Genomic DNA, 24,966 nt, shown 5'->3' with positions numbered 1-24,966 from the left:
TTATCCTTGGTACAATTTATTCATTGTTAAAATTAACAAAGTTCTTAGTATCAGTATTTTCGATACTTAGAATTCGTTGTCCTTTAGGGGAAATCGTTATCCAGGGACGTAGCAGCTCTTACACTCCCTCTTCGAAAAAGATGGGAGTATTAGAGCTGCTAGTCATCGGATTAAATAGTGAACATAAATAAATTATACTCCTTATATTTTATATATGTTCACTACCATATTCAATATTATTTAAACAGATTTTTCAATATATCTTCTATTTTAAATTTTATTACTATATTATTATCTTCCGTATTATCCGCTAAAGCATCACCAACTTCTTTAATCTCCTCTATTTTTTCGCTACTAACATTTTCTGAATTAGTGTTATCCACCATATTGAATTCTTCATCATCTAAAACTTTTTTCATTTCCTCTTCAGTCTCTTCATATGCAACTTCACCTTTTGTTATATCTACAAAACATATAGGAGGAAACATAACACACCACCAATTTTGGCCTTCACCAGTTCCAATTATTATTCTATATGCTTCATATTGTCCTTGAGGCAAGGTAATATTACCATAAGTTTTAACAGGAAAATTCTCCTTATCTAGGGTAGATTCTACAGAATAGTCATAACCATTTTCTTTTATAACTTCTCTCGCTATCTCAAGAACTTTTTCGTTTTCTCTACTTAAAATCGCTCTCGATTCTTCTATATTTTTACTATTTTTCAAAAGTGGTTGTACATATTCTAAAACTTTATCTCTAACTTTAAGCTTTAGATTTTGATCTTTCTCGCTATCACTATTAGCAATAACGTGAAACCTAATTAACTTTCCGGATATATCTTCTATTGAAACATTATCAGACATCTTATTTTCAGAAATAAAATTAGCTGCTTCAACTCCCTGTATCTTAACTAAAAGTATAACTATAAAAAATATGGTAACAACTATAGATATAATTTTTTTCATTGTTTCTTCCTCCTAAAACTTAAAATTATATCTTAATTGTTACCACATGGACAAGTTATATTCACTTTTAATAATATTTTTATTAATATTTTAGAACATCATACTTTTAATATTTAATTTGATAACCCTATATTTCTTATATCATTGTTCACTTCAATAGATATTTCTGCATTTTCAAGAGCCTGTGGCCAGTTATCTTTTACTTCATCCCAAATTCCTTTATGAAACCTTCTAATATCACTTCCAATATCTAATACATCTACTTTTAAATTATTTCTAGTAAAATCTATAAGCTCTTGGAAGTCCTTTTTAATAGACTCATTAAATTGCTGTTCAATCTCCTTTATAACCTCACTATCTAAAGATTCTGCTTTAGCATAATACCCCTTTAAAGTACCTTCTGTATCAATGGTGTACTTAAGCTTTAATTTATTATCTCCATAGTCTATATGTAAATCTCTATCTACATTTTTTATATAGTAATCTATATTATGCCCTTCTTTATTTATAGCCTTTCTACAAGAACCAATATCTCCTCTAAGTATTTGAACATCTGTCATCTGATTATTATCTAAATAATCCTTTATGGTAAAATCTTTTATAATAGCCATACCTGTAAGCTGTATATCTTTTTCATTTTCAAGAGAAAAGACTGGCAACGCACTAGAATTGTAAGATTTAACCATATCTATGTATTTTGTTAAATTTACAGGTGCTATTGTCCCATTCTTACTACTGTTACCCATAAGACTAGTAATATAATTATCTATATTTTCTTCAGTTACAGGCTTAACTTCCACATAATCCTTGGCCTTTCCTTTAACTATAGTCATCATAATTGTTCTATTTAAACTTGGTTCTCTTTCAATATAATCCATTACTTCTTGTAAAACTTCAGGATACTTAAATAAGTCTTCACTTAAAAGTAATAGTTTACTATGTCCAAAGTGAAGAGTTCTACTACTCTTTGCAAGGGCTTTAAAGTATGTATCTGTCATTGAATACCCTTCTACCGTTATAGAAAGTTCTGAAGCAGTACCCTTTTTAGAATCCATATTTCTAATGTCTGGAAATCCATAAGTAACTCTTAATGTATTATTATCTTCAATACTCTCTTTTGATGTATTGTCCTTAGAATTTATTATTTCACTTCTAACTTTAATATCTTCACCTACATCTATTGCTATGGTAGATACAAAGGCTTTTCTATCAATCTCTACACTATCCCAACATCCAGTAAGAAGTAAAGATATAATCATTATAGGAATAAGTTTTATTATCTTATTCTTCACTTTGCATCCTCCTTTTCTTTATATAGCTTAATAATAAAGTTATCCCTATCACAACTATAATTGTTGTAATGAAACCAATTCTTAAATATCCAAATTTTAAATTTCTAACTTCTATAATACTTTTAGGTATCATAGCTGCTAAATATACTATAGGGACATATATCATAGATGATGTTCTAATATCATCTAAATTAAGACTCTCTTTTAATATCGAAGAAGCAAAGTAATATATATTAGCAAAGGATGTAAAATAAAATATTACCCACAAGGACATAACTAAACCATCCCATTTTTCCAAAAATCCACTTCTTGAACTTATAGATTGTAGCATTGTTATGGTTGGGAATATACTTTCAGCAGTTTGTACTGATGATAAAGTAGCAGACACTAAGATAAATATTATTACATAGAACAGACCTACAAAAATACTACTTCTTCTCAAAATAGGACCAATCTTTCCTTTTTCTCTTACATAGGGTATCAAAATAAAAGCAACAGAAAAGCCATTAAACAAAAATAACATTTCAAAACTAGATATAAAGTAGTTTTGAATAGGCGAAGCACCTATTGGTAAAAGATTTTTAAAATTTGCTTCTGGTAAAGTTAACAATAAAATTATTGCTAAAGGTAAAAACATAACCCAGAAGGCTATTTCATTAAAATGTACTACATTAGAAAGGCCTCCACGACTTAAATACATCCCTATAAATATAAATGTTATTATTATTACTTCAGTAGGTGTATTAACTAAAAGATACATGGTTATAACCTCAGAAAATACCCTAAGAGAAAATGATAATACAATTATTATCACCAATGAATATATTAAAGATATTATTGTTCCTAAAACGCCTCCATAGGTATCTTTTAATATGGGTGTAATATCCTTATATTTATTTATTTTAACTATTTCGTATATACAAAAAAGAATTAAACAAATTGCAATTCCTGCTATTATTGCAGATATCCAACTATCCGCTCCTACATATTTAGCTACAATAGCGGGAGCATAAAAAACTCCTACCCCTATCATGGATACTGATAAGCTAGCAAAGAGTGCAAATTCTTCAATAAATCCTTTATTTTTCATATTTCAACCTCCCAGCTATGGTAACACCTTATTTAGTACCACCTTGTCTTTTAGTTTTTTGTCTTACTTTATCTTGTGGTTTTAAGAAATGTGGCCTATCTTTAAAGACTTTAAATGGCATTCTTACATATAGGTCTTTTAAATCACTCCAAATTAAATCTACTGCTGGAGCAAGGTATGGTATTCCAAAACTTTTTATTCTTGTTAAATGAATTATTAAGAATATAATACCTAGCATTATTCCATACAAACCAAAAACTGCTGCTAGAATAATAATCATTATTCTAAAATAAGTAAAGGCTGAAGTTACTGTATAGTTAGGTATTAAAAATGTTGTTATTGCTGTAAGACCTAAAACTATAACCATTATAGGACTAACGAGTCCTGCCTCTACAGCTGATTGACCTATTATAAGTCCTCCAACTATACCAATAGTAGAACCAACTGGTTTCGGTAATTTTATAATAGCTTCAACTAGAAAAGCTAAACTAGCTTCCATGAGTAATACCTCTACATAGGCAGCAAAGGGTACTCCCTCTCTAGATGAAGCTATAGCATATGCTAGTTTTGTAGGAATTAAGTCTGTGTGAAATGTGGTTACAGCTACATACAAAGCAGGTAAAACTAAAGATACCAGTATTCCTACAATTCTGATGAACCTTACCATACTTCCACTTATCCAACTTGTATAGTAATCATCTGGTGATTGAAAGAAATCCACTAATACCGCTGGAACAATTAATGCAAAAGGTGAGCCATCTACAATTATTCCTATTCTTCCTTCATATAAAGCAGCAGCTACCACATCTGGTCTTTCAGTACTTTGTACTTGAGGAAATGGAGTCCTATCATTATCTTCAATAAATTGTTCAACATAACCACTATCTAAAATTGCATCAATATCAATTCTATCTAATCTTTCCTTCAACTCTTCTAATACATCAGTATTTACTATGTCATCTATGTATACTATAGCCATATCCGTTTTAGATCTAACACCACATTGTCTTCCCTCAATTTTAAGTCCTACATCTCTAATTCTTCTTCTAAGAAGTGCTGTGTTAAACCTAATAGTTTCTGTAAAGCCTTCCCTAGATCCACGTATTACAGTCTCTCCTGAAGGCTCACTAACTCCACGATTAGGCCAAGCTCTATTAGCTACCACTAATGCTCCTTTTAGGTTATCTATTAAAACTAAACTTTCACCTGATAATATTGCAGTAATTCCATCACTTAACTTATTAACTTCTCTCATATCAGATATAGCTATAATTTTATCTTTTATCTCCTTAGAATCTGTTACATTTCCACTCATCTTCATCATAGGTTCAAGTAAAAAATCATTTAATAATTCCTTATCTGCCATACCATCTATATATATGACTCCACAAAGAATATCTCCAAACTTAAATTCCCTAAATACCATGTCAGACGTATCTTTAAATAATTTCTTAAGATAATCCATGTTTTCTCTTGTGCTATTAGAAATATGTTCACGAATTTGAGCCTTCATATAGATATCTCCTTCCCTTCAGTGCCACAAAATTTAAAAACTAATTTCTTCTGTATCTATTATTTTAGATAACGATTCCTCTCACAATAAACATTCCAACCACAACTAACATCATAGCTATCCCAATTACTAAACTTTGTTTTTTAGCTTTATGCTTATCCTCTCTTGAAAAATACCTTACATCGCTACCTACCATCATATACCCAGATACTAATATTAGTATTACTAGGTATATATCAAATCTTTCAATAAAAAGTCTCATCATAAATTATCATCCTTCAAATTTATATTTTAATTTATCAGTTATCTGGAACCTTAACAATTTCCTGCAAACCTAGTTTTACCTTAATATAAAGTTTATATTCATAAACAGAATTCTTAGCATGATCCTTTAACCTTCTTAAAATCTAATTTAACGGAAAAATAAGAGTGCAATTCTCCTTGAATCACACTCTTATCCCCAATTATATTGTAGCTATTATTTTCTAAAGAAATTCTAGATGGTTCTTGTGACAAAAACCTCTTTATATTTATCCCGTAACCTATCCGCACACTGATTTGCTTTATTAATGTCATTAAAAAAACCAAAAACAGTAGGTCCACTTCCACTCATCATTGCTCCTAGTGCGCCTTCTTTGCACATAAAGCCCTTTATATCCTCAATTTCCTTATGATCCTTTATTGTTACAAGCTCTAGTAAATTCATCATATTATCAGCTACATATTTAACATCATCCCTATCCATAGCTTTTATAACACCTTCCACATCTGGATGAACCTTTACCTCATTAAGCTTAAACCCCTTATAAGTATCCACTGTAGATATCCCAAAATTTGGCTTAACAACTACCATTAGTTTATCTTTAAAATCCTTAAGGGGAGTTATAACTTCTCCAATCCCTTCACAAAGAGCCGTTCCCCCTTCTATACAATATGGTACATCTGCTCCAAGTTTAACTCCAAGTAATCTAAGTTCTTCATTACTAACATTTGGCCTATATATATCCCTCATAGCTCTTAAAGCTGCTGCTGCATCAGTACTTCCTCCTGCCATGCCAGCTTCTACAGGAATATTCTTTTCAATATGAACTTCCATCTCTCTTTTTATGCCATAGGTATGGCAAAATAACTCTATTGCTTTATACACAAGGTTTTTATTATCTGTAGGTACAAATTCCTTATTACTTGTAATATGTATTCCTTCTGCTCCTTTATTAAAAGTTAATTCATCATATATATTAACAGTTTGCATAATCATCCTTAAAAGATGATATCCATCTTCTCTTTTCCCAATAATATCAAGGACTATATTTATTTTACCATAAGCTTTTACCTTCATCTATTCATACACCTCACTACAAATGAGAATAATCCTTTTTACCCTTTACGTCAAGAAACTTATAAGTGTGATACTCAGCTTAGAAAAATAAAATACCATGAAATACAGAGCTAATGCTACACTTCATGGCATTTCTATTTAATAAAAATATTAGATTATGCTATATCTAATTTAAGCTCTTTAAACTGTAGCTCTTCCTGGTATAATTAATTTCTGAGATGGCTTAACTTCTTCCCCTTCAGCTAATTCATTAATATTCATAATTTCATCAACTGTAGTCAAGTATTTCTTAGCTATGCTCCAAAGAGTATCCTCTGGCTGAACTACATATATTATTATACTTGCTTTTTTTTCTGGAACTTCACCATCATTAATTGCCATGTTAACAACAAATTTATTTTTAATATTGTAATATACCTTACAATGAACTTTAACAATGGCTCTAATAGATACATTTCCAGCTTCTAAACTTCCCTCTATCATCTCTAGAGATATATTAGCATTTGCTTGCATATTTGGATTTGTTCCAGCTATATCAACCTTGCAACTAAAAGGAATCTCATCTTCTACAGTAACTAAATACTGCTCTTCATCCTCAGTTGAATATAGCACATCAGCCTTCAATAACCCTTCAATTTCTATTTTATCATTTTTAATATTTTTATCAGTAATAGATACATTTCCTGTAGTCATTATAACTTTAATTGGTTTTAAATCATCATTCTTTACGTCAATATCTCCTTTAACCAAACTTTCAGTATATCCATGACCTTGTATCACATTAATATTATTTTCTTTAATATCCATGTTTAATAGTTTTGTAGGACAATATACATCTTGTATAACTTCTACTTCTTCTTTATACATTACATGAGTAATAGCTTTAACTACAAATTCTACATCAATTACTCTATTTTCACCCATATCATCTTGTCTAACATCGTATTCAAAGGATTGAACTTCAAATTCAGTAAAGTATTCCATATTTGGTTTTAACTCATCAACGGTAACTTCTTTATATAAAGGTACACTTTCTGAAACGCAGAACAAATCTCTTCCATTTTTACCTTTATATAATATAGCTACATTTGCCATAGCCTCTATCTTGAGTCCACCATCATATATTCTTACATCCTTCTTACCAATAGTAACGTCATATTTTATAACCTTTAGACACTCATTTTTATCCATGTCTATTTTAACTTCTGCTTTTCCAACTAATTCAGTTTCTATAGGTTCCATAACCTTATCTACAGTCATAGGGTTCTTTAAAAACTGAATATCCTTTCCTTCATGTACATCTTTAACCATCTCAAAGGAATTTATATTATATCCATTGCACTTACATATAATAAATCCTTGAATAGCTATCTTTCTTTCATTAATAATAACACAATCCATATGTTCAATGTTTAGCTCTATATCGCAATACATATTTGATTGGGCACCAATCATGTCAATAGACTCAAAAATGTTACCATTATATACTACTGAATGAGCTTCAGTAGCTCCTCCATCTTTAGCCATATAAAGGATAGTATACTGAAGTTGACCCTCTAAATTTACCTTATCAGTTCCAACCTCTTTATTGGTTATCATAGGCTTTACATCTAACATTAGTATATTATCCACATCTGGTAGCGTATCAGGTATAACATATTCTTCCTTTATGAACATCTTTGTGTCATTTTCAGCTATTGATTGCTCATATTCTATATAGTCTTTTATCAAATCCAAATCCATAACTTTCCCTCCTAAAATACCTACTAATAATGTATATATGAGAATGTTATGAAATATAACTACTTGTATTAAATTTTCTTAAAAGAATAATTATTATATGCAAAACAAAAGAGGCATTCTTAAAAGAACACCTCTTCATTTTACCCTGCAAACACTAGCTGAACAGTTTTTGTTAGTACATCACTATAGCTATAACTAACAGTACGTTGCACATTATTATCAAGTCTAATTGTAAATATACTGTCATATGTTTTTTCCAAAACACCATCATTTACTACTACTTTACGTCTTCCTCCATTTGCCTTCAATGTCACTTTTTCGCCAACATGACTTTCGATATCTTTTTTTATCGTAGTCAATACATTTCCCATCTTCACAGTAGACACCCTCTTTCTAATATTTCCATAAAGGCTTCCAACTTTATTATAACAGTTACCTCTCCTTATGTCAAGCAAACTAAATATTTTACAACATTTTAATATTAGTTGTCAATGTTAAATATTCGTTAAATTTTTATGTATTATTTTGTTTTTTTAACGCTATGTCATTTATTCAGCTATAATGGCCAGAAACCAACTTGACATTATTATGTGTAGAATTTTTTAGAATATTCACATATAACTATATAAATCTATATTTTAAGATGAAAATGTATGGGAGTTTTAAATCTAATGAAGAAAATATATCTTCAGATGAAACTCAACCTTGATAACATATTCCAAATGTAATTGTAGTTATGAGCCATCCTAATAGTTACCATACAATTAGTTATAATAATCCATTATCCAAAATAAAAAAAGAGATGGAGTAAAATCATCCCATGTCTTTTGTGCAATACTTTTACACTTATAATTATTGTTTATTATTTTTCTCTTTAAAAGAATTAACACCTTTAATAATATATTCTTTGGATGTCGTAAAAACATAAGTAAGCGTTACAAATCCAAATACAATATATTTACCGTTAGTACAATATTTAACTATTAATATAAGAGAAATTATGAACATAATAAGTGAAATAGCATCTAAAAATTTATTTAATTTCTTCATATTTTCTTATTTTCCAATCTTAATTTGGTTTCCACCAATGATAACTAGATGTTATATATCCTGTACGATTAGCATTTCTGTAAGTAACTATAGATTGAACATAATATATTTGTATTAAATAACATTAACTATATCATATAATAAATATTGTTATTTATTTTTAGTCAATGCATGAGAGGGTTATTTTTGAACCTAACTTTCCAATATTATAATTGATCTAATGTGTATAATTAATATTAAACGTATATAATTTATTTAAGTTCACTAAAAAAACTGTCGCACTATTTTTTTAGTGTGACAGTCCCTTTATATAAATATTTATATATAAAAATAGGTATATATTAACCTATATAACTTTATGCCTATATAACTATTTAACTACATAACTATATAACTAGTTGTTCTGTTCATGCTAGTTTCATCGTTTTTATCTTATACATATTATAGTTAAAACTCTATAAATCACAACTCATATTCTCATTTTACTTTACATACTGAGATTTAGGATATCCTTCTCTATATTTACCTCTTGTCTGTAATCCTCCTACCCCTTTAATTCCTGTGATTGTATTTTTGATTACATCTTCAATGTTTACTATATCATCGATATTAGTATAAGCCACCTTTTCACAAATTAATACTGGATCTAAACAATGGATGAGAACCCTACTGGGGGAAGATGCAAAATTAGCACCTGCATCAAGCAATGCTTCGTAGTTTGATTGACAAGCACCTGCAAAAATAACCAAATCATCATAATTAGAATTGTAACTTCTTAATAAAGAAACACATTCTACAAAGTATTTTGAGTTCCTATAGTTTCCAAGATCCATATAATCTGATATATTCTTGCTCATTCCATCATGGCCCGTAATTACAACTATATCAGGGTTTATTTTCTTTACTAAATCTAGTATTTGTGAGGGTTGATCCTTTTCTGCTATGACTTTACCTACAGCCTCAATGGATAATTGCTTATATGTTTTTAAACAAATATCTAGGTATTGAGGATCACCATCAATATGAAGAATTTTACCTGGTCTTCCAAAGAATAATTCACTATTTTTAAAAGATGTACCTTTCTTTTCTTTTCTGTTTATCTCAGTGTCTATAACTCTTAATGCAGCGGAAGTCCCCCTTGTATATGACCTTGATAGCAAAACTTTCTTTATCGCAGTATTTACTTTTTTATTAAATACTTTATCTTTCTCCCCAACTACCTCGCTATCAATAATCTCTAAATCATCTTCTATGCTATCTGCCTCAATTCTTATATTTAACCCCTTTAATAAATATTTTTTAACACCTTTATCATCAGTTTCTATATCTATTATTTTAAAGACTATATCTTTATTATAAGATTTTCTCACTACTCTATCACCTATATTCACCTATATCTCTCCTCATAATTTCCTCTTTATATCATATGAACTTTACTTAATAATTGTGAGATATAAACCTACCGAACTCACTAAACAAATATAAAAATATAGTAAAAGATTGATAAAAGTTTAACTAAATATCTTGAAATATAATTTTCATGGGTTATAATATAATTAGTTAAATAAATAACAAAGTTTAGGGGGTATATACTAAATGTCTACTGAAAAAATTGATACAAAATCTATTAAGGAATCCAAGAATGATTCCATTTCAAACTCCAACCATTCAGATGATAAAGCCATATCATCTATAGATTCTGAAATTAATAAACTTGTTAAAAATGCTCGTGATGCCTATGAGGAACTTTTAACGTTTGATCAAAATTCCATAGATAATATAGTTAAAAAAATGACAATCTCTGCCCTAAGTAAACACCGTGAACTAGCTAAAATGGCTATAGATGAAACAGAAATGGGCGTATATGAAGATAAAATAACTAAAAATATATTTGCCTCTGAGTATGTATACAATAGTATAAAAGATTTAAAAACTGTGGGTATTGTAAATGAAGAAGAAGATTATATGGAAGTTGCAGAACCTATAGGCGTAGTAGCAGGAGTTACTCCAACTACAAATCCTACTTCTACTACAATATTTAAATCCTTAATAGCTATAAAAACTAAAAATCCTATAATATTTAGCTTTCATCCTAGAGCTCAAAAATGTAGTATAGCTACTGCTAAGTTGCTTTTGGATGCAGCTATTGAAGCAGGTGCTCCTAAGAATTGTATTCAATGGATTAGTAGTCCTTCCATTGAAGGTTCACAAAAACTTATGCTTCATCCTGGAGTAGATATTATTCTTGCTACCGGTGGTCCTGGTATGGTTAAATCAGCTTACTCTACTGGAAAGCCAGCTCTTGGTGTTGGTGCAGGAAATGTTCCTTGCTATATAGAAAAAACAGCCAATATTAAAAGATCTGTTAATGACTTAGTGCTTTCAAAATCCTTTGATAATGGTACCATTTGTGCCTCAGAACAAGCAGTTATTATAGATAGAGAAATTAGTGACGAAGTAATTTCTCTCTTAAAAGAACGTAACTGTTACTTTCTTAATAAAGAAGAAATGTTAAAACTTCAAAAGGTTGCTATAGATGAAAAAAGACAATCTATGAATCCAAACATAGTAGGTCAAGGAGCTACAAAAATTGCAGCGATGGCTGATATTAAAGTTCCAAAGGACACAAAGGTTTTAGTATGTGAACCTGGTGGAATCGGTGCAGAATATCCTCTTTCAAGAGAAAAGCTTAGCCCTATCCTTTCAATGTTTATAGTTGATAATACTGAAGATGGAATAAAGGCCTCTGAAGATATGATTGCTTTTGGTGGTCTAGGTCACTCTGCTGTTCTTCATTCTACCAATGACCAGGTTATTGAAGAATTCTCTAGAAGAGTTAAGGTTGGTAGAATAATAATAAACTCTCCTTCTTCTCAAGGTGCTATAGGAGATATTTATAATGTAAATATTCCTTCATTAACTTTGGGTTGCGGAACCATGGGTAGAAATTCAACAACTCAAAATGTTAGTGCAAACAACTTAATAAATATTAAACGTGTAGCTAAAAGGAGAGTTAATATGCAATGGTTTAGAGTTCCTGAAAGAATTTTCTTTGAACCTGGTTCCCTTTCATATCTTGAAAAACTTAAAGGTAAAAGAGCCTTCATCGTAGCAGATAAATTCATGGATAGACTTGGATATGTATCTAAAGTAATGGGACATCTTAAGAAAGCTAACTTTGATGTAAATGTATTTTTAGACGTAGAGCCAGATCCATCTACAGAAACTGTTATGAGAGGAACTGCTCAAATGAATAGCTTTGAGCCTGATGTTATTGTAGCTCTTGGTGGNNCTCAGCAATGGATGCTGCTAAAGGTATGTGGCTTTTCTACGAAAATCCTGATATAGATTTTAATGGTCTTAAACTTAGATTTATGGACATAAGAAAAAGAGCTTTTAAGTTTCCTTCTCTAGGTAAAAAGTCTAGATTAGTTGCTATTCCTACAACCTCTGGAACTGGGTCTGAGGTTACAGCCTTTGCTGTTATAACTGATAAAGAAAATAATATAAAATATCCATTAGCAGATTATGAGCTAACCCCTGATATTGCTATAATAGATCCGGAGTTAGTTATGACTGTACCACCATCTGTTACAGCTGATACTGGGTTAGATGTTTTAACTCATGCTATAGAAGCTTATGTATCTGTCATGGCTTCTGATTATACGGATGCCCTAGCTCTTAAAGCTATAGAAATTGTTTTTAAATATTTACCTATTGCATATAAAGATGGAAGTAACGCTCTTGCTAGAGAAAAGATGCACAATGCCTCTTGTATTGCAGGTATGGCATTTACCAATGCATTTTTAGGCGTTAATCATAGCATAGCTCATAAATTAGGTTCAGAATTCCATATACCTCATGGAAGAGCAAATGCTATCATGCTTCCACACGTTATAAAATATAATGGAAGTAATCCAAGTAAGTTAGTAGCCTTCCCTAAATATGAATATTATAAAGCTCCTGAAAAGTTTATGGAGATATCAAAATTTTTAGGCTTAGCTCACTCTACCTGTGAAGAAGCTGTAAATAATTTGGTGGAAGCTATTAGAAACCTAATGCTAGAACTAAATGTTCCAAATACACTTAGTCAATGTGGTGTTACTAAGGAGCATCTAGATTCTGTACTATATTCATTAGCCGATGAAGCTTTTGAAGATCAATGTACTACCTCAAACCCTAGACTACCTCTAGTTTCTGAAATTGCAGAACTAATTAAGGATGCTTTTTAATAAGGATTTAATTTTAAAATAAAAAGTTGTGGTATATCATATATTCCACAACTTTTTTAATATGCTCAAGGATAATCTCCTTAAATATTATAAAATTCTTTAAATTGTCTCATAAAATTCTCAAATTTTTCTCTCTCTTGTATAAGCTCCTCCATTTTCTTGTTAAAAGTGTTTTGTACCCAATTTACTTCATTATAATAATACCTATTACATATTCTCCAATATCTTTGAGGGAACATCAAGAATGCATATAGCACCATATATTCATCATCTTCTATTGGAGATATTTCATTATAATTATCAATTATAAGCTTTGCTATCTCAAAATCCCATTCTCGTCTCTTTAAAACTTTAATCATAAAATTAGATAAATCAAAAGCTCTGACCTCTCTTTTACAGTAATCGAAGTCTATTATACTTACTTCATTTTTTTCGTCTACTATTATATTGTGATAAGTAAAGTCATGATGACAAAAACTTTTTTCTTCCTCCGATGTCCTACAAATATTATAATAATTAGATTGATTTAAAACCTCTAGGGCCTTTTGCCCTAAAACTTTATAATAATCCATTGATTTTATATAATTTAAATCAAACTCCGTCTTATGATTCCTTTTCTTTCTAACCATTTCTTTCATCTTATCAAAGGATTTTATCCTTTTTTCCATTAAATGAGGCCATCTTCCTAAGTCAGATTTTAATTTACTATTCTCAGATGGTTCATATCCCTTTGACGCTAAATGAAAATTAGCTAGAGCTCTAGATGCCAATATTAAATCACCATCACTATGGAAATCACATTCTCTTCCATCTATCCATTGTGATAAAGTATAAATATCTTCATTTACTAGAGCATATGGTTTTTCCTCTGTATTAAGATAATATCTATCTATGTTCTTAAACCCATTATTGTATAGATGTTCTTTAGCTCCATATACAAAGAATAATTTTTGAGTACCATAGCTTATTTTCTTTAAGCACCTGACACCTTTATTGGTTTTTAATTGATATACACCCTTATTGGGTTTAATACTTTCAATTTTAATATCAAATTGACGTTCAATTTCAAACTCTCTCATCATAATTTCGCACCCCCTCTATAATTTATATGTATCACCAGTATAATTTAGAATAGCCATAACATATTTGAGTTTAAGTGAATAGTATGGATTATAATACCTATTGTAAAGGAGCATTTATATGAATATTGGTATAGACATTAGAGCTGCCAAATGGTACAGGGGTACAGGTATAGGAACTTATTCCTATCAGCTCATAAACGCTATTAACAAAATTGATTCCTTAAATAAATATACCCTCTTTAGTGATTGTAATTATACTCCCATAAACTTTAATTCTAATTTTAAAATTTGCTCTACTCCTAATATAAATACTAATAGTTTTTGGGAAAGTGTAAGTCTTCCTATAAATTTAAACAATGAAGATTTAAACATATATCATGTACCTCAAAATGGTATCGGCTTACCTTTGGACCATAATCTTCCTTTTGTTATCACTCTCCATGATACAATTCCATCACATATGCCAGAGACAGTTGGTGATAAATATCTTAGCCTTTTTAACAGTTCCATGGAGAATATAGTAAATAGATGTGATGGTATAATTACTGTTTCTAATTTTTCTAAGGAAGATATATCAAAGGATTTTAATTTCCCCAAAGAAAAAATATATGTTACCTATTTAGCCAGTGAAGATATCTATAAACCCCTTGATAAAATTCTATGCAGTACTATAATAAAAAAATACTATTCTTTGCCTAAAAATTATATTTTGTATACAGGAGGTTTCAGTCCTCGAAAAAACATTTCTGGTCTTATAGAAGCTTTTAGTAAAATTCATGATAAATTACCTAATGAAATGAAATTAGTCATAGCAGGAACTAAGGGTAAATCTTATATTATTTATAAGAATCTTTGTGAAAAGTTAAAAATTACTGACAAAGTTATATTTCCTGGATTCATAGCAATGGAACATATGCCTTATCTATACAATAATGCAGCCCTTCTAGTTTATCCTTCCTTTTATGAAGGATTTGGACTTCCTCCTATAGAGGCTATGGCATGTGGTATTCCTGTAGTTGCATCCAATGTAACTTCTATACCTGAAATCTTAGGTGATAGTGCTTTACTATGCTCCCCCTATTCTATAGATGAACTAGGAGAAAGTATTTTGAAAGCACTACTAGATAATGCATTGAGAAATGATTTAATTAATAGGGGTTTTATAAAAGTAAACTCTCTATCTTGGGAGAGTACTGCAATACAAACTCTAGATAGTTATAAAAAAATAATTTCATCAAATAAAAAGGAAGATACATAGAGTATCTTCCTTTTATACTACATCCTAGGGGGGGCTAGGGTGTAGCCAACTTGTAAATATTTTTGAATGTTTCTACCATATCTTGTCTTTCTTCTATATCTTGCACTTTTTTTTGTATTTTATACAGGTAACTATTAAACTTCCAAAGTTTTTTCCTATAAAAATAATCTCTAGATATAGAGTAAAATCCTTCTGGGAATAATAACATTCCATGCAACACTTCGTACTCTTCCTTTGATATAGGCGCTATGGAATTATACTCTTTTATAATTTGTTTCAACACATTGAAGTCATAGCAGCTATTCTTTGTGGTCTTATTTATAAAATTACATATATCATGAACTCTTAAATCTATAATGGAATAATCAAAATCTATAAAATATCCTTTATTATCCTTTATTAAGATATTGTGATAAGCTAAATCATGATGACAAAGAATAAAATTATTTTTCTTCTTACATAGCTCCATGTAACATGACTTTTCTAATGCTTCTATACTTTTTTTCATTCTTTCAAGGAAATAATCTACATGAGTAAGAAATATTTCATGAAACTCATTTTTATTCTTATAACTTAGAGCCATAGTCTTCATATTTTCTAAATCCTGAAGCTTTTCTTTATAACTATTTATAAGTTTAAAACCTTTAAATCTGCTACATTCCTTAGAAAATCCTATGCCTCTTGATGCTTCATGCATCTCTGCTAGACTACTAGCTACTATATTAATGTCCAAGGGATTATTGTATTCACACTCTCTGCCTTCTATCAAATCCATAACTACATAGGTACTGTCCTTCCACACTGTGGTGATATGTCCCATATTATTTCGATAAAAATTTATGATTCTATCAAATCCATTGTTTGTTATATAATCTATGCCATATACTATAAAATATAAATCTTCCTTGGTATAATCTATTTTTTTTAATATTTTATTTCCCTTATCTGTTACCAGAATAAATACCTTTCTTAATGGAATTACATCGGTTACTAAAAAATCATAACTATTGAAAAGTTTTATATCTAGGTTGTATTTACTAAGCCACTCCTTATAAGAAAATCTATTTTCCATAATATTTCAGTCACCTCCTTATATTAAAGACATTTCATCCTCTTTAATACCATTTAATAACCTTCTTATATACTCCTCTTCATTCCAATTTTTTTTATTTTTCTTATATTTCTCATATATCTTAATAAATTCATAGGGATAGGATAAGAGTGCTCTAATGAAGACTTTACTACTTTCACCCAATCCTTCTAACTTACAAAATTCATCTATACACTTATTAAAATCCACCTTAAATCCCTTTCTCTTAAGCTTTACTAAAAAATAATAGTAATCCATCTCTACCATGTTATATGCTATGTCATCGAAATTTACAATTTCTATGGTTTCACTTTTTCCTAGATTATCAAAATCTACATTAGTCAAACATATCTCTACATTATCCATACTTCTTGCAACTAACTCCATATAGCCATTATCCATTATGGTATTAATAACCTTTTCACCTCTAGCTAAAACTCTGTCTCCTTTTTCTAAAACTATCTCTTCTACTCTATCTATTGGTCCATTATCTTTAATTTTTTCTAGGCTACGTCTAAATTTTTTAAGCTGAATTTTATCATCTTCAATAAGCTTACAAGTGTGATTATTTATTCTTTTTCTTAAATATCCATTAAAGCCACAAGATAACTTATGGACTTCATTTATAATGTGAATTTGATTTATTACTTTTTCCTCTAATATGCATCTACTTAAAGTCTCATTACTTTTCAGCATAAAATTTACTTTTTTAACACCCTTAGTACATAAATATTGCTGGAAGCTATCATAAAAAAATCTATTCATTTTATCACCTCTACTTACGTTTATTTTTTTCTACTTTATTTATCTTCTTCAGTATTTCTTCTTTCTCCATTTCAAGCTCCATCATCTTCTTTTTTCTTTTTTTTATTTTCTTTAATTCTTTAACATAAGCTTCCATGTCCTCTAATCTTTTATCATAATCCTCTATGGTTTTTAGTTCTTCCAGCTCTTCAATAAATTCACCATAATTTTTATTTTCATTCTTACTCACATAATCCCCTCCTTAAAGATTATCTAGTTTAAATTTCCTAAAGATATTTATAAATTCCTGTCTTTCTTCTCTGTCATCGGCATAGGCTTTTAATTTCCTTAAAAAGAAATCCTCTCCCCACATTTTTTTCTCCCAATAATATTGGATTCCTCGCTGCCAATAATCTTGAGGAAATTCCATAAATGCAGCCATGATTTTAATATCATCTTGCTCTAACCTATGGGTTGATTTATAAGCTTTTAATATAATTTTTACTCTTTCTTCATTCCATCTTCCATATTTCATAGCTCTAATTAAAAGGCTAGATAAGTCATGCAAATGTGTATCTAAAATGCAATAATCAAAATCGATGATATTAACCTTATTCTCCTTGCCTATTAATACATTATGGTTGGCATAATCGTGATGACAAAACCCCCCTAGCCTTATCTCTTCAAGGATCTTATTTTCATAATTTGTATCACAAAGATTATTAATTGCGCTGTCACATCTCTGAAGTTCCTCTTTCATCATACTCAAATAGTACAAGTCCACATCAGTCTTTTTGTCTCTTCTATCTATAATATCTTTGAAGCTCAATATTTCTCCCTTTCTTGTCCTATACACTTCTATCCACTTAAACCAACCAACTCTAGGTTTCATATCTCTACTTACTATAAATCCTTCACTACATTTATGAAGCTGTCCTAATTTTTTAGCAGCCATAGAAAGTTCAATTGGATTTTCATAAGAACTCTCTCTACCATTAAGCCATGGCGTTACATAGGCAAAGTTCTCATTGAATTTTATATAATCCATTCCTCTTGTTGTTCTTATTATGTTTGGTACATACTGAAATCCATTGCTATCTAGATGTTTCATAGCTCCTAATATGAATAAAAAATGTGGAAGTTCATATTTTACTACCTTTAGACAATATATCTGTTTACCTGCCTCTACTCTATAAACGCTTTTTATTTTTTCTATAGAAGTTAGTCGAATGTTATATTCTTTTTTCAATATTTCTGATATCTCTAAATCTTTCAAAAAAACCTCCTCCATAAACCTTCTATAGGTAATATATGATAACTCCAATAAATGTGTGTTTAGTTTTCAAGTATTTGTAACACTTATTTATTCCCTGATTAATATGTAATATATGGTTTTAAAAGGAGTGAAATTTATGAAGTTAGCCATAGATGGTAGAGGCATAAACTGGTATAACGGAAGTGGTATAGGAACATATACAGAAAACCTTTTGAAAAACTTACTTAACATAGATAGAAATAATTTTTATCAAATTTATTGGTCTGGTGAAAACTATGAAAGTTATCAAAAGGAAAATACTAATTTAGTTATGTGCTCAAAAAAATATCAAAGATTCTTTCAGGATAATTTTTTCCCTGAAAACTTAAAAAGAGAAAATATAGATTTATATCATATTCCACAAAATGGTATAGGGTTGACTCCTGAAGTTCATTGCAAAAAAATAGTTACAATTCACGATTTAATTCCCTATATAATGCCTGAAACTGTAGGTAGAGGCTATTTACTAAAATTTTTAAAAGAAATGCCTTATATCGCAGAAGCTAGTAACGGAATTATTACAGTATCAGAATACTCAAAACAAGATATATTAAGATTTTTCCCAATAGATGAGAGTAAAGTATTTGTTACTCCCTTAGCTGCCGATAAAAAATACATGCCCTTAGACAAAGAACTGTGCAAAAATATAATAAAAGAAAAATATAATATAGATAAACCTTTCATTCTTTATGTTGGAGGTTTTAGTAGAAGAAAAAATGTATATTCCCTTATAAGTACCTTTAGTAAGTTAGTAAACCATATGGATAAAGAATATAATTTAGTAATTGTAGGCTCCTATAGAGATGAATCTCAGGAGCTAGTAAAATTAGTTGATAAACTTAATATGAAAAGATATATAAAATTTACAGGTTTTGCACCTGACGAAGATTTGCCTATTTATTACAATGCCTGTGAATGCTTTGCATATCCTTCATTATATGAAGGCTTTGGATTACCACCACTTGAAGCAATGAGTTGCGGTACTCCAGTAATTTCTTCAAATACAACCTCTATCCCAGAAGTAGTTGGACATAGTGGTATTCTAATTGATTCACATAGTGATAAAGCTCTTTTAGATGCCATGGAACTTATGCTTGGTAGTGAAACCCTTCGAAATGAATTTAGCAAAATATCACTTTTGAGAGCAAAGGAATTTTCTTGGGAAAATACAGCTAAGAAAACTTTAGATATCTATAATGAAGTATATAAGAGATCCTTGGAAGAAAGGTGATACTCTTCTAGATGACTTTATTTTAAATATATATTTTCCGTTCTCATTCAAACATATAAAACCCTACANNTGTAGGGTTTTATATGTTTGAGAAAATTTAATTATTAAGCTTAGTTTTAGTAAGATATTATTACCCTCTAAATCTAAGCTTAAATTCATATTACAAAAATTCTTCTAGTTCCTTTTTTTCCTTCATCTCATTAAGTAGATGCTTTAACTCTTGATCCTTATTTTTATCCATTACTAAAATAACATCTCCTGCATCTACAATAACTAAGTCTTTAATTCCAAAACCTATAATTAGATTTTTCTGTCCAAATACTGCACAGTTTTCACTGGAATTTAAATATGCAGAACCAACTATCCTATTACCGTTGTGTTCATCTAAAAATCTAGTTAAGGATGCAAAGCTTCCAATATCATCCCACTGAAATTCACTTTTTATTACATATCCTTTTCTAGTTTTCTGCATTATTCCAAAATCAACCGAGATACCATCAATTATCTTGTATTCTCTCTCTATAACTTCTTCTTCATCCTCTTCTCCAACATGTTTATAAATTTCACTTATAGAACTATACATCTTTGGTAAATACTTTTGCATTTCTCTTAGAAATACATCAGCTCTCCATACAAACATTCCAGAGTTCCACAGATAGGTACCTTTTAAAATAAAATCCTTAGCCACATCTATATTGGGCTTTTCTGTAAATCTAGCTACCTTATAGGTTTTCATAGAGCTTACCACCGAGTCTCCCATTTCAATATATCCATAACCAGTTTCTGGCCTACTAGGTTCAATGCCTATAGTTATAAGTCCTCTTCTTTTTTCTGCAAGCTCTACTGCATTCTTCAAGGTATCCAAAAATTCCTTTTCTCCTTCTATATAATGGTCAGATGGTAACACTACCATAACAGCATCCTTATCTCTCTTTAATAGCTTTGCTGCTGCAAGACCTATGCAAGTAGCAGTTTCTTTATTGCTAGGCTCTATAAATATATTTTCTTTATTTAATTGAGATAATTCTCCATGAATTTTTTCAATATATTCTTTATTAGTAACTACAAATATATTTTCTTTATTTATTAAAGGTTCTATCCTTTTTACTGTATTAGTCAAAAAGCTATCTTCATTGAAAACTTTTAAAAACTGCTTAGGATTATTAGAGCGAGACAGTGGATACAACCTTGTACCTTTGCCTCCTGCCAAAATTAACGCGTATAACACAAGTATCACCTTTTATATTGCTTATTTTCATAATATGAACTTTAAAAGAAATTTGTGAAGAATAAAAACTTCTTTTAATATACCATTATAAGAAATTTTATCGTATAATTATAGAATAGTTTATGGAATATATTTAATTTTGTAATACTTTTGTAATCTCTATATATACCATAGTTGTTAATATATAATTGACATCTAGTATAAAAAATACTTAGAAAGGGTGGTTTAATTGGGTGATGATAAAACTTCTATTAATAGAAGAACCACTGTCAATAAAACAGCATCTATAGATGCTAAAAAAAAGAGCTCAAAGAAAAAAAGAGCAAAGCAACGTAAGCGACGAAGAATTATATCCATTACAATAATCTCATTAATTATATTACTTATTATATTCTTAGTAAGTATAAATTCTACTCTAGGTAGAATGAAACGTACTACAATCGATGATGACAATTTAGAAATTAGTGATAAATTTAAAACTAGTGATACTTATACAAAAGAATATAGTGATGTAGTAAACATTGCTTTCTTTGGATTAGATGAGAAAGTTGATAATATACAACGTTCTGATGCCATAATGATTGGTACCCTTGATCCAATTAATAATAAAATTAAGATTACCTCTTTAATGAGAGATTCCTATGTTAATATTCCTGACTATGGATATGATAAGCTTAATCATGCCTATGCTTACGGGGGACCAGAACTGTCTATAAGAACTATAAACAAGAATTTTGATCTTAATATCACTGATTATGTTTCTGTTGATTTTTCAAAACTCGAAAGTATTATTGATGCTATGGGTGGAATTGATATGGAAATGTCTGAGACTGAATTAGAACATGTAAATAACTATCTAGATGTTGTATATACTGCTGCAGGTAAAACTCCAAAACATGTACACTTTAAAGAAAATGGTACGGTTCATATGACTGGATATGAAGCTCTTGGATATACGAGAATTCGTGGAACTTTAGGAGGTGACTTTGATAGAACTGAAAGACAAAGAAAAGTAATGAATGAAATATTTAATAACATTTCAAATTCTGGGGTTGGTAAATTAGCTATTACAATGAATAAACTTCTTCCATTTGTAGAAACTAGCCTATCTAACTCTGAAATATTATCTCTTGGTACTCAAGTTCTATCTATGAATAACACACAATTAGAGCAAGCCAGATTTCCTAGAAACGAGTATAGTGAAGATTCTCTAATCAATGGAATTTTTTATTTTACTTTTGATGAAAATATAGCAAGAGAAGAGATTCATGACTACATATTTAAAGATAAGAAATTATGGGAAAGTGAAGTTTCTGATGATAGTGATTCTTCTGAAGGTGAATCTGATAACAACTAACTTATAAATATACTGTAATATTTATGTGAATATTATTGAAATATATACTTTATTATTATATGTAATATTATAATAATAAAGTATATGTTTCGTTATTATTATATTTTTTAAAATCATTTTGTTAGAAAAAATTTAATTTTAGGATGTGATAACATTGGAAGACTTAAATAACCAAAACTTAAATAAAAGAAAAAAATCTCGAAAGAAAAAAATAATTATTTCCTGTATTGCTGTACTTATAGTTATACTTAGTATTGGTTTGTTTTATGGAAATAATCTACTGTCAAAAATGAAAAGATCAGATATTGATGAAAATGATCTAGGTATCAAAGAAGAGGTTAAAGAAAAACTACAAACTAGCGAAATTAAGGATATAGTAAATATAGCAATCCTGGGTGTTGATGAAACTAAAACTGATGTAGGACGTTCAGATGCTCTTATGATAGCAACCTTTGACCCTGTTCATAAGAAACTAAAGATTACATCTATAATGAGAGATACCTATGCAGATATACCTGATTATGGAAAAGATAAGATCAATCATGCCCATGCTTATGGTGGTCCTCAACTTTCAATAAAAACTTTAAACCAAAACTTTGGACTTAATATTGAGGACTATGTAAAAATTAATTTTAAGGAATTGAAAAAACTTGTAGACGCAATTGGCGGAATAGATATGGAATTATCCGATGAAGAAATTGTAGAAGTTGACAAATATATAGTAAGAGTTTCAAGTAAGTCAAATACTGCAGCAAAGACTTTAGTAAAAAACGAATCTGGTAAAGTACATATGGATGGTTTTCAAACCTTGGGTTATTGTAGAATTAGAAGTACTGCTAATGGTGACTTTGATAGAACAGAAAGACATCGTAAGATTATGACTGAAATGTTCAATAAAATCTCTAAAGCCGGTACTGCAGAGCTTGCTTCCATGGCAACTAAACTATTACCTTATGTAGAAACCAGTCTATCTAACAAAGAAATAATTAATCTTGCAGCAAATGTACTTAACCTAGGAACTAAAAATATAGAACAAGAAAGATTCCCAAGAGATGAATATACTCAAAACTCAGAAATTGATGGTGTATTCTACTTATGCTATGATGAGGATTATACTGAGGAACAAATTCATGAGTATATTTTTAATGATAGAAAAATGTGGCTAGAGCCTAACCAAAAGGTATATAATCACAATGCTGAACACTCACATAGTAATGAAATTTCAGATTATCAAAATACAAATACGGAAACTATAACTCCTAATACCAATGTGGAAACAGAGGTTTCTACTCCGAATAACAATGGTAAAACTAATAATACAGGTAACTCCTCAAATGGTAATGGTTCCAATAATGTTGATAACACTGAAGGTGAAGGGACATCTACAGATACCCCAGCCGAACCACCTACAGAAGGTACTGACAAAACAACTAATCCTTAATGGGAGGAGAATTTATGAATAAAGATAAAAAAATAAAATCGAAAAAAAAATCCAAAGGATTAACCACTGGCAAAAAGGTACTTATTATAATAGCAACTATCTTAATATTTTCCTTATCAGCTTTAGGTAGCTATTTACTATCTATGATTGGTAAATTAAACAATGTTGGTTTAAATGATTCAGACTTAGGAATAGAAAAATCTAAGAATACATCCTCTAAAATTAAAAATATAGTTTTATTCGGTATTGACCAAACTGAGGGAGATATTGGACGTTCCGATGCAATAATAGTTGCTACTGTTGATTCTCTTCATAAAAAATTAAAGCTAACCTCTATATCAAGAGATAGTTATGTTAATATAGAAGGTCATGGATATGATAAATTAAACCACGCTTATGCTTATGGTCAAGAGGAACTTGCTATAAAAACTATTAATCAAACCTTTGGTTTAGATATTACAGACTATGCAAAAGTTAATTTTAACAATCTTAAAGACATTATAGATACTTTAGGTGGCATAGATATTACTGTAGAAGATTCTGAACTAGGTGATTTAAACGGAGTAATTTCAACTTCTGGTAGACAACATGTAAATGGAACTCAAGCCTTAGCATATTCTAGAATAAGAAAAAATAGTGGTGGTGATGATAGTAGAACTGAAAGACAAAGAATGTTACTTACAGAAATATTTAATAAAGTATCTACTGTAGGCATTCTTAAATTACCCTCAATGGTTAACGATATATTACCTCATGTTCAAACTAGTCTTTCAACTTCTGAAGTTTTAAGTCTGGGAACTAAGATATTAACCTCTGGAATGACTGATATAGAACAACTAAGATTTCCACTTGCAGAACATAGTAAAGGTGATACAATAGATGGTATATACTATACTACCTTTGATGAAGAAATTACAAAAGAACAAATACAAAAATATATATATGAAGATATAAAGCCAGAAACATCTTCTAAATCGAGTAGGAGCTGAATAA

The 24,966-nt window shown here is 29.7% G+C and carries 20 protein-coding genes and 1 pseudogene; 6 read left to right on the top strand and 15 right to left on the bottom strand.

Going from position 1 to position 24,966, the window contains the following annotated elements; genetic code table 11:
* Window positions 1–236 precede the first annotated feature (236 nt).
* The 9 genes from spoIIR to yabG form a co-directional block, all read right to left on the bottom strand.
* Complete coding sequence (gene spoIIR, locus B3630_RS08130) at window positions 237–968, bottom strand: stage II sporulation protein R (RefSeq protein WP_346897109.1); 732 nt, start codon at window positions 966–968, stop codon at window positions 237–239.
* 113 nt (window positions 969–1,081) lie between these two features.
* Window positions 1,082–2,260: a Ger(x)C family spore germination protein gene (locus B3630_RS08125; RefSeq protein WP_346897107.1), complete on the bottom strand. Its 1,179-nt coding sequence runs from the start codon at window positions 2,258–2,260 to the stop codon at window positions 1,082–1,084.
* Window positions 2,250–3,350, bottom strand: coding sequence for an endospore germination permease (locus B3630_RS08120; protein ID WP_346897105.1), 1,101 nt, complete (start codon window positions 3,348–3,350; stop codon window positions 2,250–2,252). Before B3630_RS08120 ends, B3630_RS08125 begins: the two co-directional genes overlap by 11 nt.
* Before the next feature lie 28 nt (window positions 3,351–3,378).
* Window positions 3,379–4,863, bottom strand: a complete 1,485-nt coding sequence (locus tag B3630_RS08115) for a spore germination protein (RefSeq protein WP_346897103.1) — start codon at window positions 4,861–4,863, stop codon at window positions 3,379–3,381.
* A 64-nt stretch (window positions 4,864–4,927) separates the two neighbouring features.
* A complete protein-coding gene (locus B3630_RS08110) occupies window positions 4,928–5,128 on the bottom strand; it encodes a CLC_0170 family protein (RefSeq protein ID WP_346897101.1) in 201 nt (66 codons plus the stop codon).
* Between the two features lie 231 nt (window positions 5,129–5,359).
* Window positions 5,360–6,202, bottom strand: coding sequence for a 4-(cytidine 5'-diphospho)-2-C-methyl-D-erythritol kinase (gene ispE, locus B3630_RS08105; RefSeq protein WP_346897099.1), 843 nt, complete (start codon window positions 6,200–6,202; stop codon window positions 5,360–5,362).
* Window positions 6,203–6,382: 180 nt separating this feature from the next.
* Window positions 6,383–7,945, bottom strand: a complete 1,563-nt coding sequence (locus tag B3630_RS08100) for a DUF3794 and LysM peptidoglycan-binding domain-containing protein (protein WP_346897097.1) — start codon at window positions 7,943–7,945, stop codon at window positions 6,383–6,385.
* A 140-nt stretch (window positions 7,946–8,085) separates the two neighbouring features.
* The gene (locus tag B3630_RS08095) at window positions 8,086–8,322 is read right to left on the bottom strand and encodes a Veg family protein (RefSeq protein ID WP_035134339.1); all 237 of its coding nucleotides are present in this window, start codon (window positions 8,320–8,322) and stop codon (window positions 8,086–8,088) included.
* Window positions 8,323–9,477: 1,155 nt separating this feature from the next.
* On the bottom strand, window positions 9,478–10,386 hold the full coding sequence (gene yabG / locus B3630_RS08090; protein WP_346897095.1) for a sporulation peptidase YabG: 909 nt from the start codon (window positions 10,384–10,386) through the stop codon (window positions 9,478–9,480).
* A gap of 259 nt (window positions 10,387–10,645) precedes the next feature.
* Here yabG and adhE point away from each other — a divergent pair.
* A pseudogene (adhE, locus tag B3630_RS08085) lies at window positions 10,646–13,227 on the top strand (bifunctional acetaldehyde-CoA/alcohol dehydrogenase).
* Between the two features lie 80 nt (window positions 13,228–13,307).
* On the opposite strand, the gene B3630_RS08080 reads toward adhE, so the two are convergent.
* Window positions 13,308–14,309 carry a CotS family spore coat protein gene (locus B3630_RS08080; protein WP_346897093.1) on the bottom strand — a complete coding sequence of 334 codons (1,002 nt, stop codon included), beginning with the start codon at window positions 14,307–14,309 and terminating at the stop codon, window positions 13,308–13,310.
* Window positions 14,310–14,427: 118 nt separating this feature from the next.
* On the opposite strand from B3630_RS08080, the gene B3630_RS08075 reads away from it, so the two are divergent.
* Window positions 14,428–15,567, top strand: coding sequence for a glycosyltransferase family 1 protein (locus B3630_RS08075; RefSeq protein WP_346897091.1), 1,140 nt, complete (start codon window positions 14,428–14,430; stop codon window positions 15,565–15,567).
* Between the two features lie 34 nt (window positions 15,568–15,601).
* Here the strand turns inward: B3630_RS08075 and B3630_RS08070 are convergent, their stop codons facing one another.
* Genes B3630_RS08070 through B3630_RS08055 form a run of 4 tightly spaced genes read right to left on the bottom strand, consistent with a single transcriptional unit; the run spans window position 15,602 to window position 18,677 of the window.
* Window positions 15,602–16,639 (bottom strand): CotS family spore coat protein, encoded by a 1,038-nt coding sequence (locus B3630_RS08070; RefSeq protein WP_346897089.1) that lies wholly within the window; start codon window positions 16,637–16,639, stop codon window positions 15,602–15,604.
* 18 nt (window positions 16,640–16,657) lie between these two features.
* On the bottom strand, window positions 16,658–17,422 hold the full coding sequence (locus B3630_RS08065; protein ID WP_346897087.1) for a hypothetical protein: 765 nt from the start codon (window positions 17,420–17,422) through the stop codon (window positions 16,658–16,660).
* A 10-nt stretch (window positions 17,423–17,432) separates the two neighbouring features.
* On the bottom strand, window positions 17,433–17,651 hold the full coding sequence (locus B3630_RS08060; RefSeq protein ID WP_150846273.1) for a hypothetical protein: 219 nt from the start codon (window positions 17,649–17,651) through the stop codon (window positions 17,433–17,435).
* A gap of 12 nt (window positions 17,652–17,663) precedes the next feature.
* On the bottom strand, window positions 17,664–18,677 hold the full coding sequence (locus tag B3630_RS08055; RefSeq protein WP_346897085.1) for a CotS family spore coat protein: 1,014 nt from the start codon (window positions 18,675–18,677) through the stop codon (window positions 17,664–17,666).
* 136 nt (window positions 18,678–18,813) lie between these two features.
* On the opposite strand from B3630_RS08055, the gene B3630_RS08050 reads away from it, so the two are divergent.
* Window positions 18,814–19,947, top strand: coding sequence for a glycosyltransferase family 1 protein (locus tag B3630_RS08050; protein ID WP_346897083.1), 1,134 nt, complete (start codon window positions 18,814–18,816; stop codon window positions 19,945–19,947).
* A gap of 160 nt (window positions 19,948–20,107) precedes the next feature.
* Here the strand turns inward: B3630_RS08050 and B3630_RS08045 are convergent, their stop codons facing one another.
* The gene (locus tag B3630_RS08045) at window positions 20,108–21,175 is read right to left on the bottom strand and encodes a mannose-1-phosphate guanylyltransferase (protein ID WP_346897081.1); all 1,068 of its coding nucleotides are present in this window, start codon (window positions 21,173–21,175) and stop codon (window positions 20,108–20,110) included.
* Between the two features lie 229 nt (window positions 21,176–21,404).
* Between B3630_RS08045 and B3630_RS08040 the strand changes: the two genes are divergently transcribed.
* From B3630_RS08040 to B3630_RS08030, 3 genes are all read left to right on the top strand, one after another.
* On the top strand, window positions 21,405–22,532 hold the full coding sequence (locus tag B3630_RS08040; protein ID WP_346869213.1) for an LCP family protein: 1,128 nt from the start codon (window positions 21,405–21,407) through the stop codon (window positions 22,530–22,532).
* Between the two features lie 154 nt (window positions 22,533–22,686).
* Window positions 22,687–23,973, top strand: coding sequence for an LCP family protein (locus tag B3630_RS08035; protein WP_346897079.1), 1,287 nt, complete (start codon window positions 22,687–22,689; stop codon window positions 23,971–23,973).
* A gap of 14 nt (window positions 23,974–23,987) precedes the next feature.
* Window positions 23,988–24,962 (top strand): LCP family protein, encoded by a 975-nt coding sequence (locus tag B3630_RS08030; protein ID WP_346897077.1) that lies wholly within the window; start codon window positions 23,988–23,990, stop codon window positions 24,960–24,962.
* Window positions 24,963–24,966: the final 4 nt, after the last annotated feature.

Source organism: Clostridium sp. UBA7503 (genome assembly GCF_002477055.1).
In the GTDB taxonomy this organism is placed as follows: domain Bacteria; phylum Bacillota; class Clostridia; order Clostridiales; family Clostridiaceae; genus Clostridium_J; species Clostridium_J sulfidigenes.
This window is presented reverse-complemented; position numbering and strand designations above follow the sequence as displayed.

Excerpts from the sequence above, each read along its gene's own strand:
- spoIIR (WP_346897109.1), bottom strand. The coding sequence starts at position 968 with ATGAAAAAAATTATATCTATAGTTGTTACCATATTTTTTATAGTTATA.
- B3630_RS08120 (WP_346897105.1), bottom strand. The coding sequence starts at position 3,350 with ATGAAAAATAAAGGATTTATTGAAGAATTTGCACTCTTTGCTAGCTTA.
- B3630_RS08115 (WP_346897103.1), bottom strand. The coding sequence starts at position 4,863 with ATGAAGGCTCAAATTCGTGAACATATTTCTAATAGCACAAGAGAAAAC.
- B3630_RS08110 (WP_346897101.1), bottom strand. The coding sequence starts at position 5,128 with ATGATGAGACTTTTTATTGAAAGATTTGATATATACCTAGTAATACTA.
- ispE (WP_346897099.1), bottom strand. The coding sequence starts at position 6,202 with ATGAAGGTAAAAGCTTATGGTAAAATAAATATAGTCCTTGATATTATT.
- B3630_RS08100 (WP_346897097.1), bottom strand. The coding sequence starts at position 7,945 with ATGGATTTGGATTTGATAAAAGACTATATAGAATATGAGCAATCAATA.
- B3630_RS08080 (WP_346897093.1), bottom strand. The coding sequence starts at position 14,309 with ATGATGAGAGAGTTTGAAATTGAACGTCAATTTGATATTAAAATTGAA.
- B3630_RS08075 (WP_346897091.1), top strand. The coding sequence starts at position 14,428 with ATGAATATTGGTATAGACATTAGAGCTGCCAAATGGTACAGGGGTACA.
- B3630_RS08070 (WP_346897089.1), bottom strand. The coding sequence starts at position 16,639 with ATGGAAAATAGATTTTCTTATAAGGAGTGGCTTAGTAAATACAACCTA.
- B3630_RS08065 (WP_346897087.1), bottom strand. The coding sequence starts at position 17,422 with ATGAATAGATTTTTTTATGATAGCTTCCAGCAATATTTATGTACTAAG.
- B3630_RS08050 (WP_346897083.1), top strand. The coding sequence starts at position 18,814 with ATGAAGTTAGCCATAGATGGTAGAGGCATAAACTGGTATAACGGAAGT.
- B3630_RS08030 (WP_346897077.1), top strand. The coding sequence starts at position 23,988 with ATGAATAAAGATAAAAAAATAAAATCGAAAAAAAAATCCAAAGGATTA.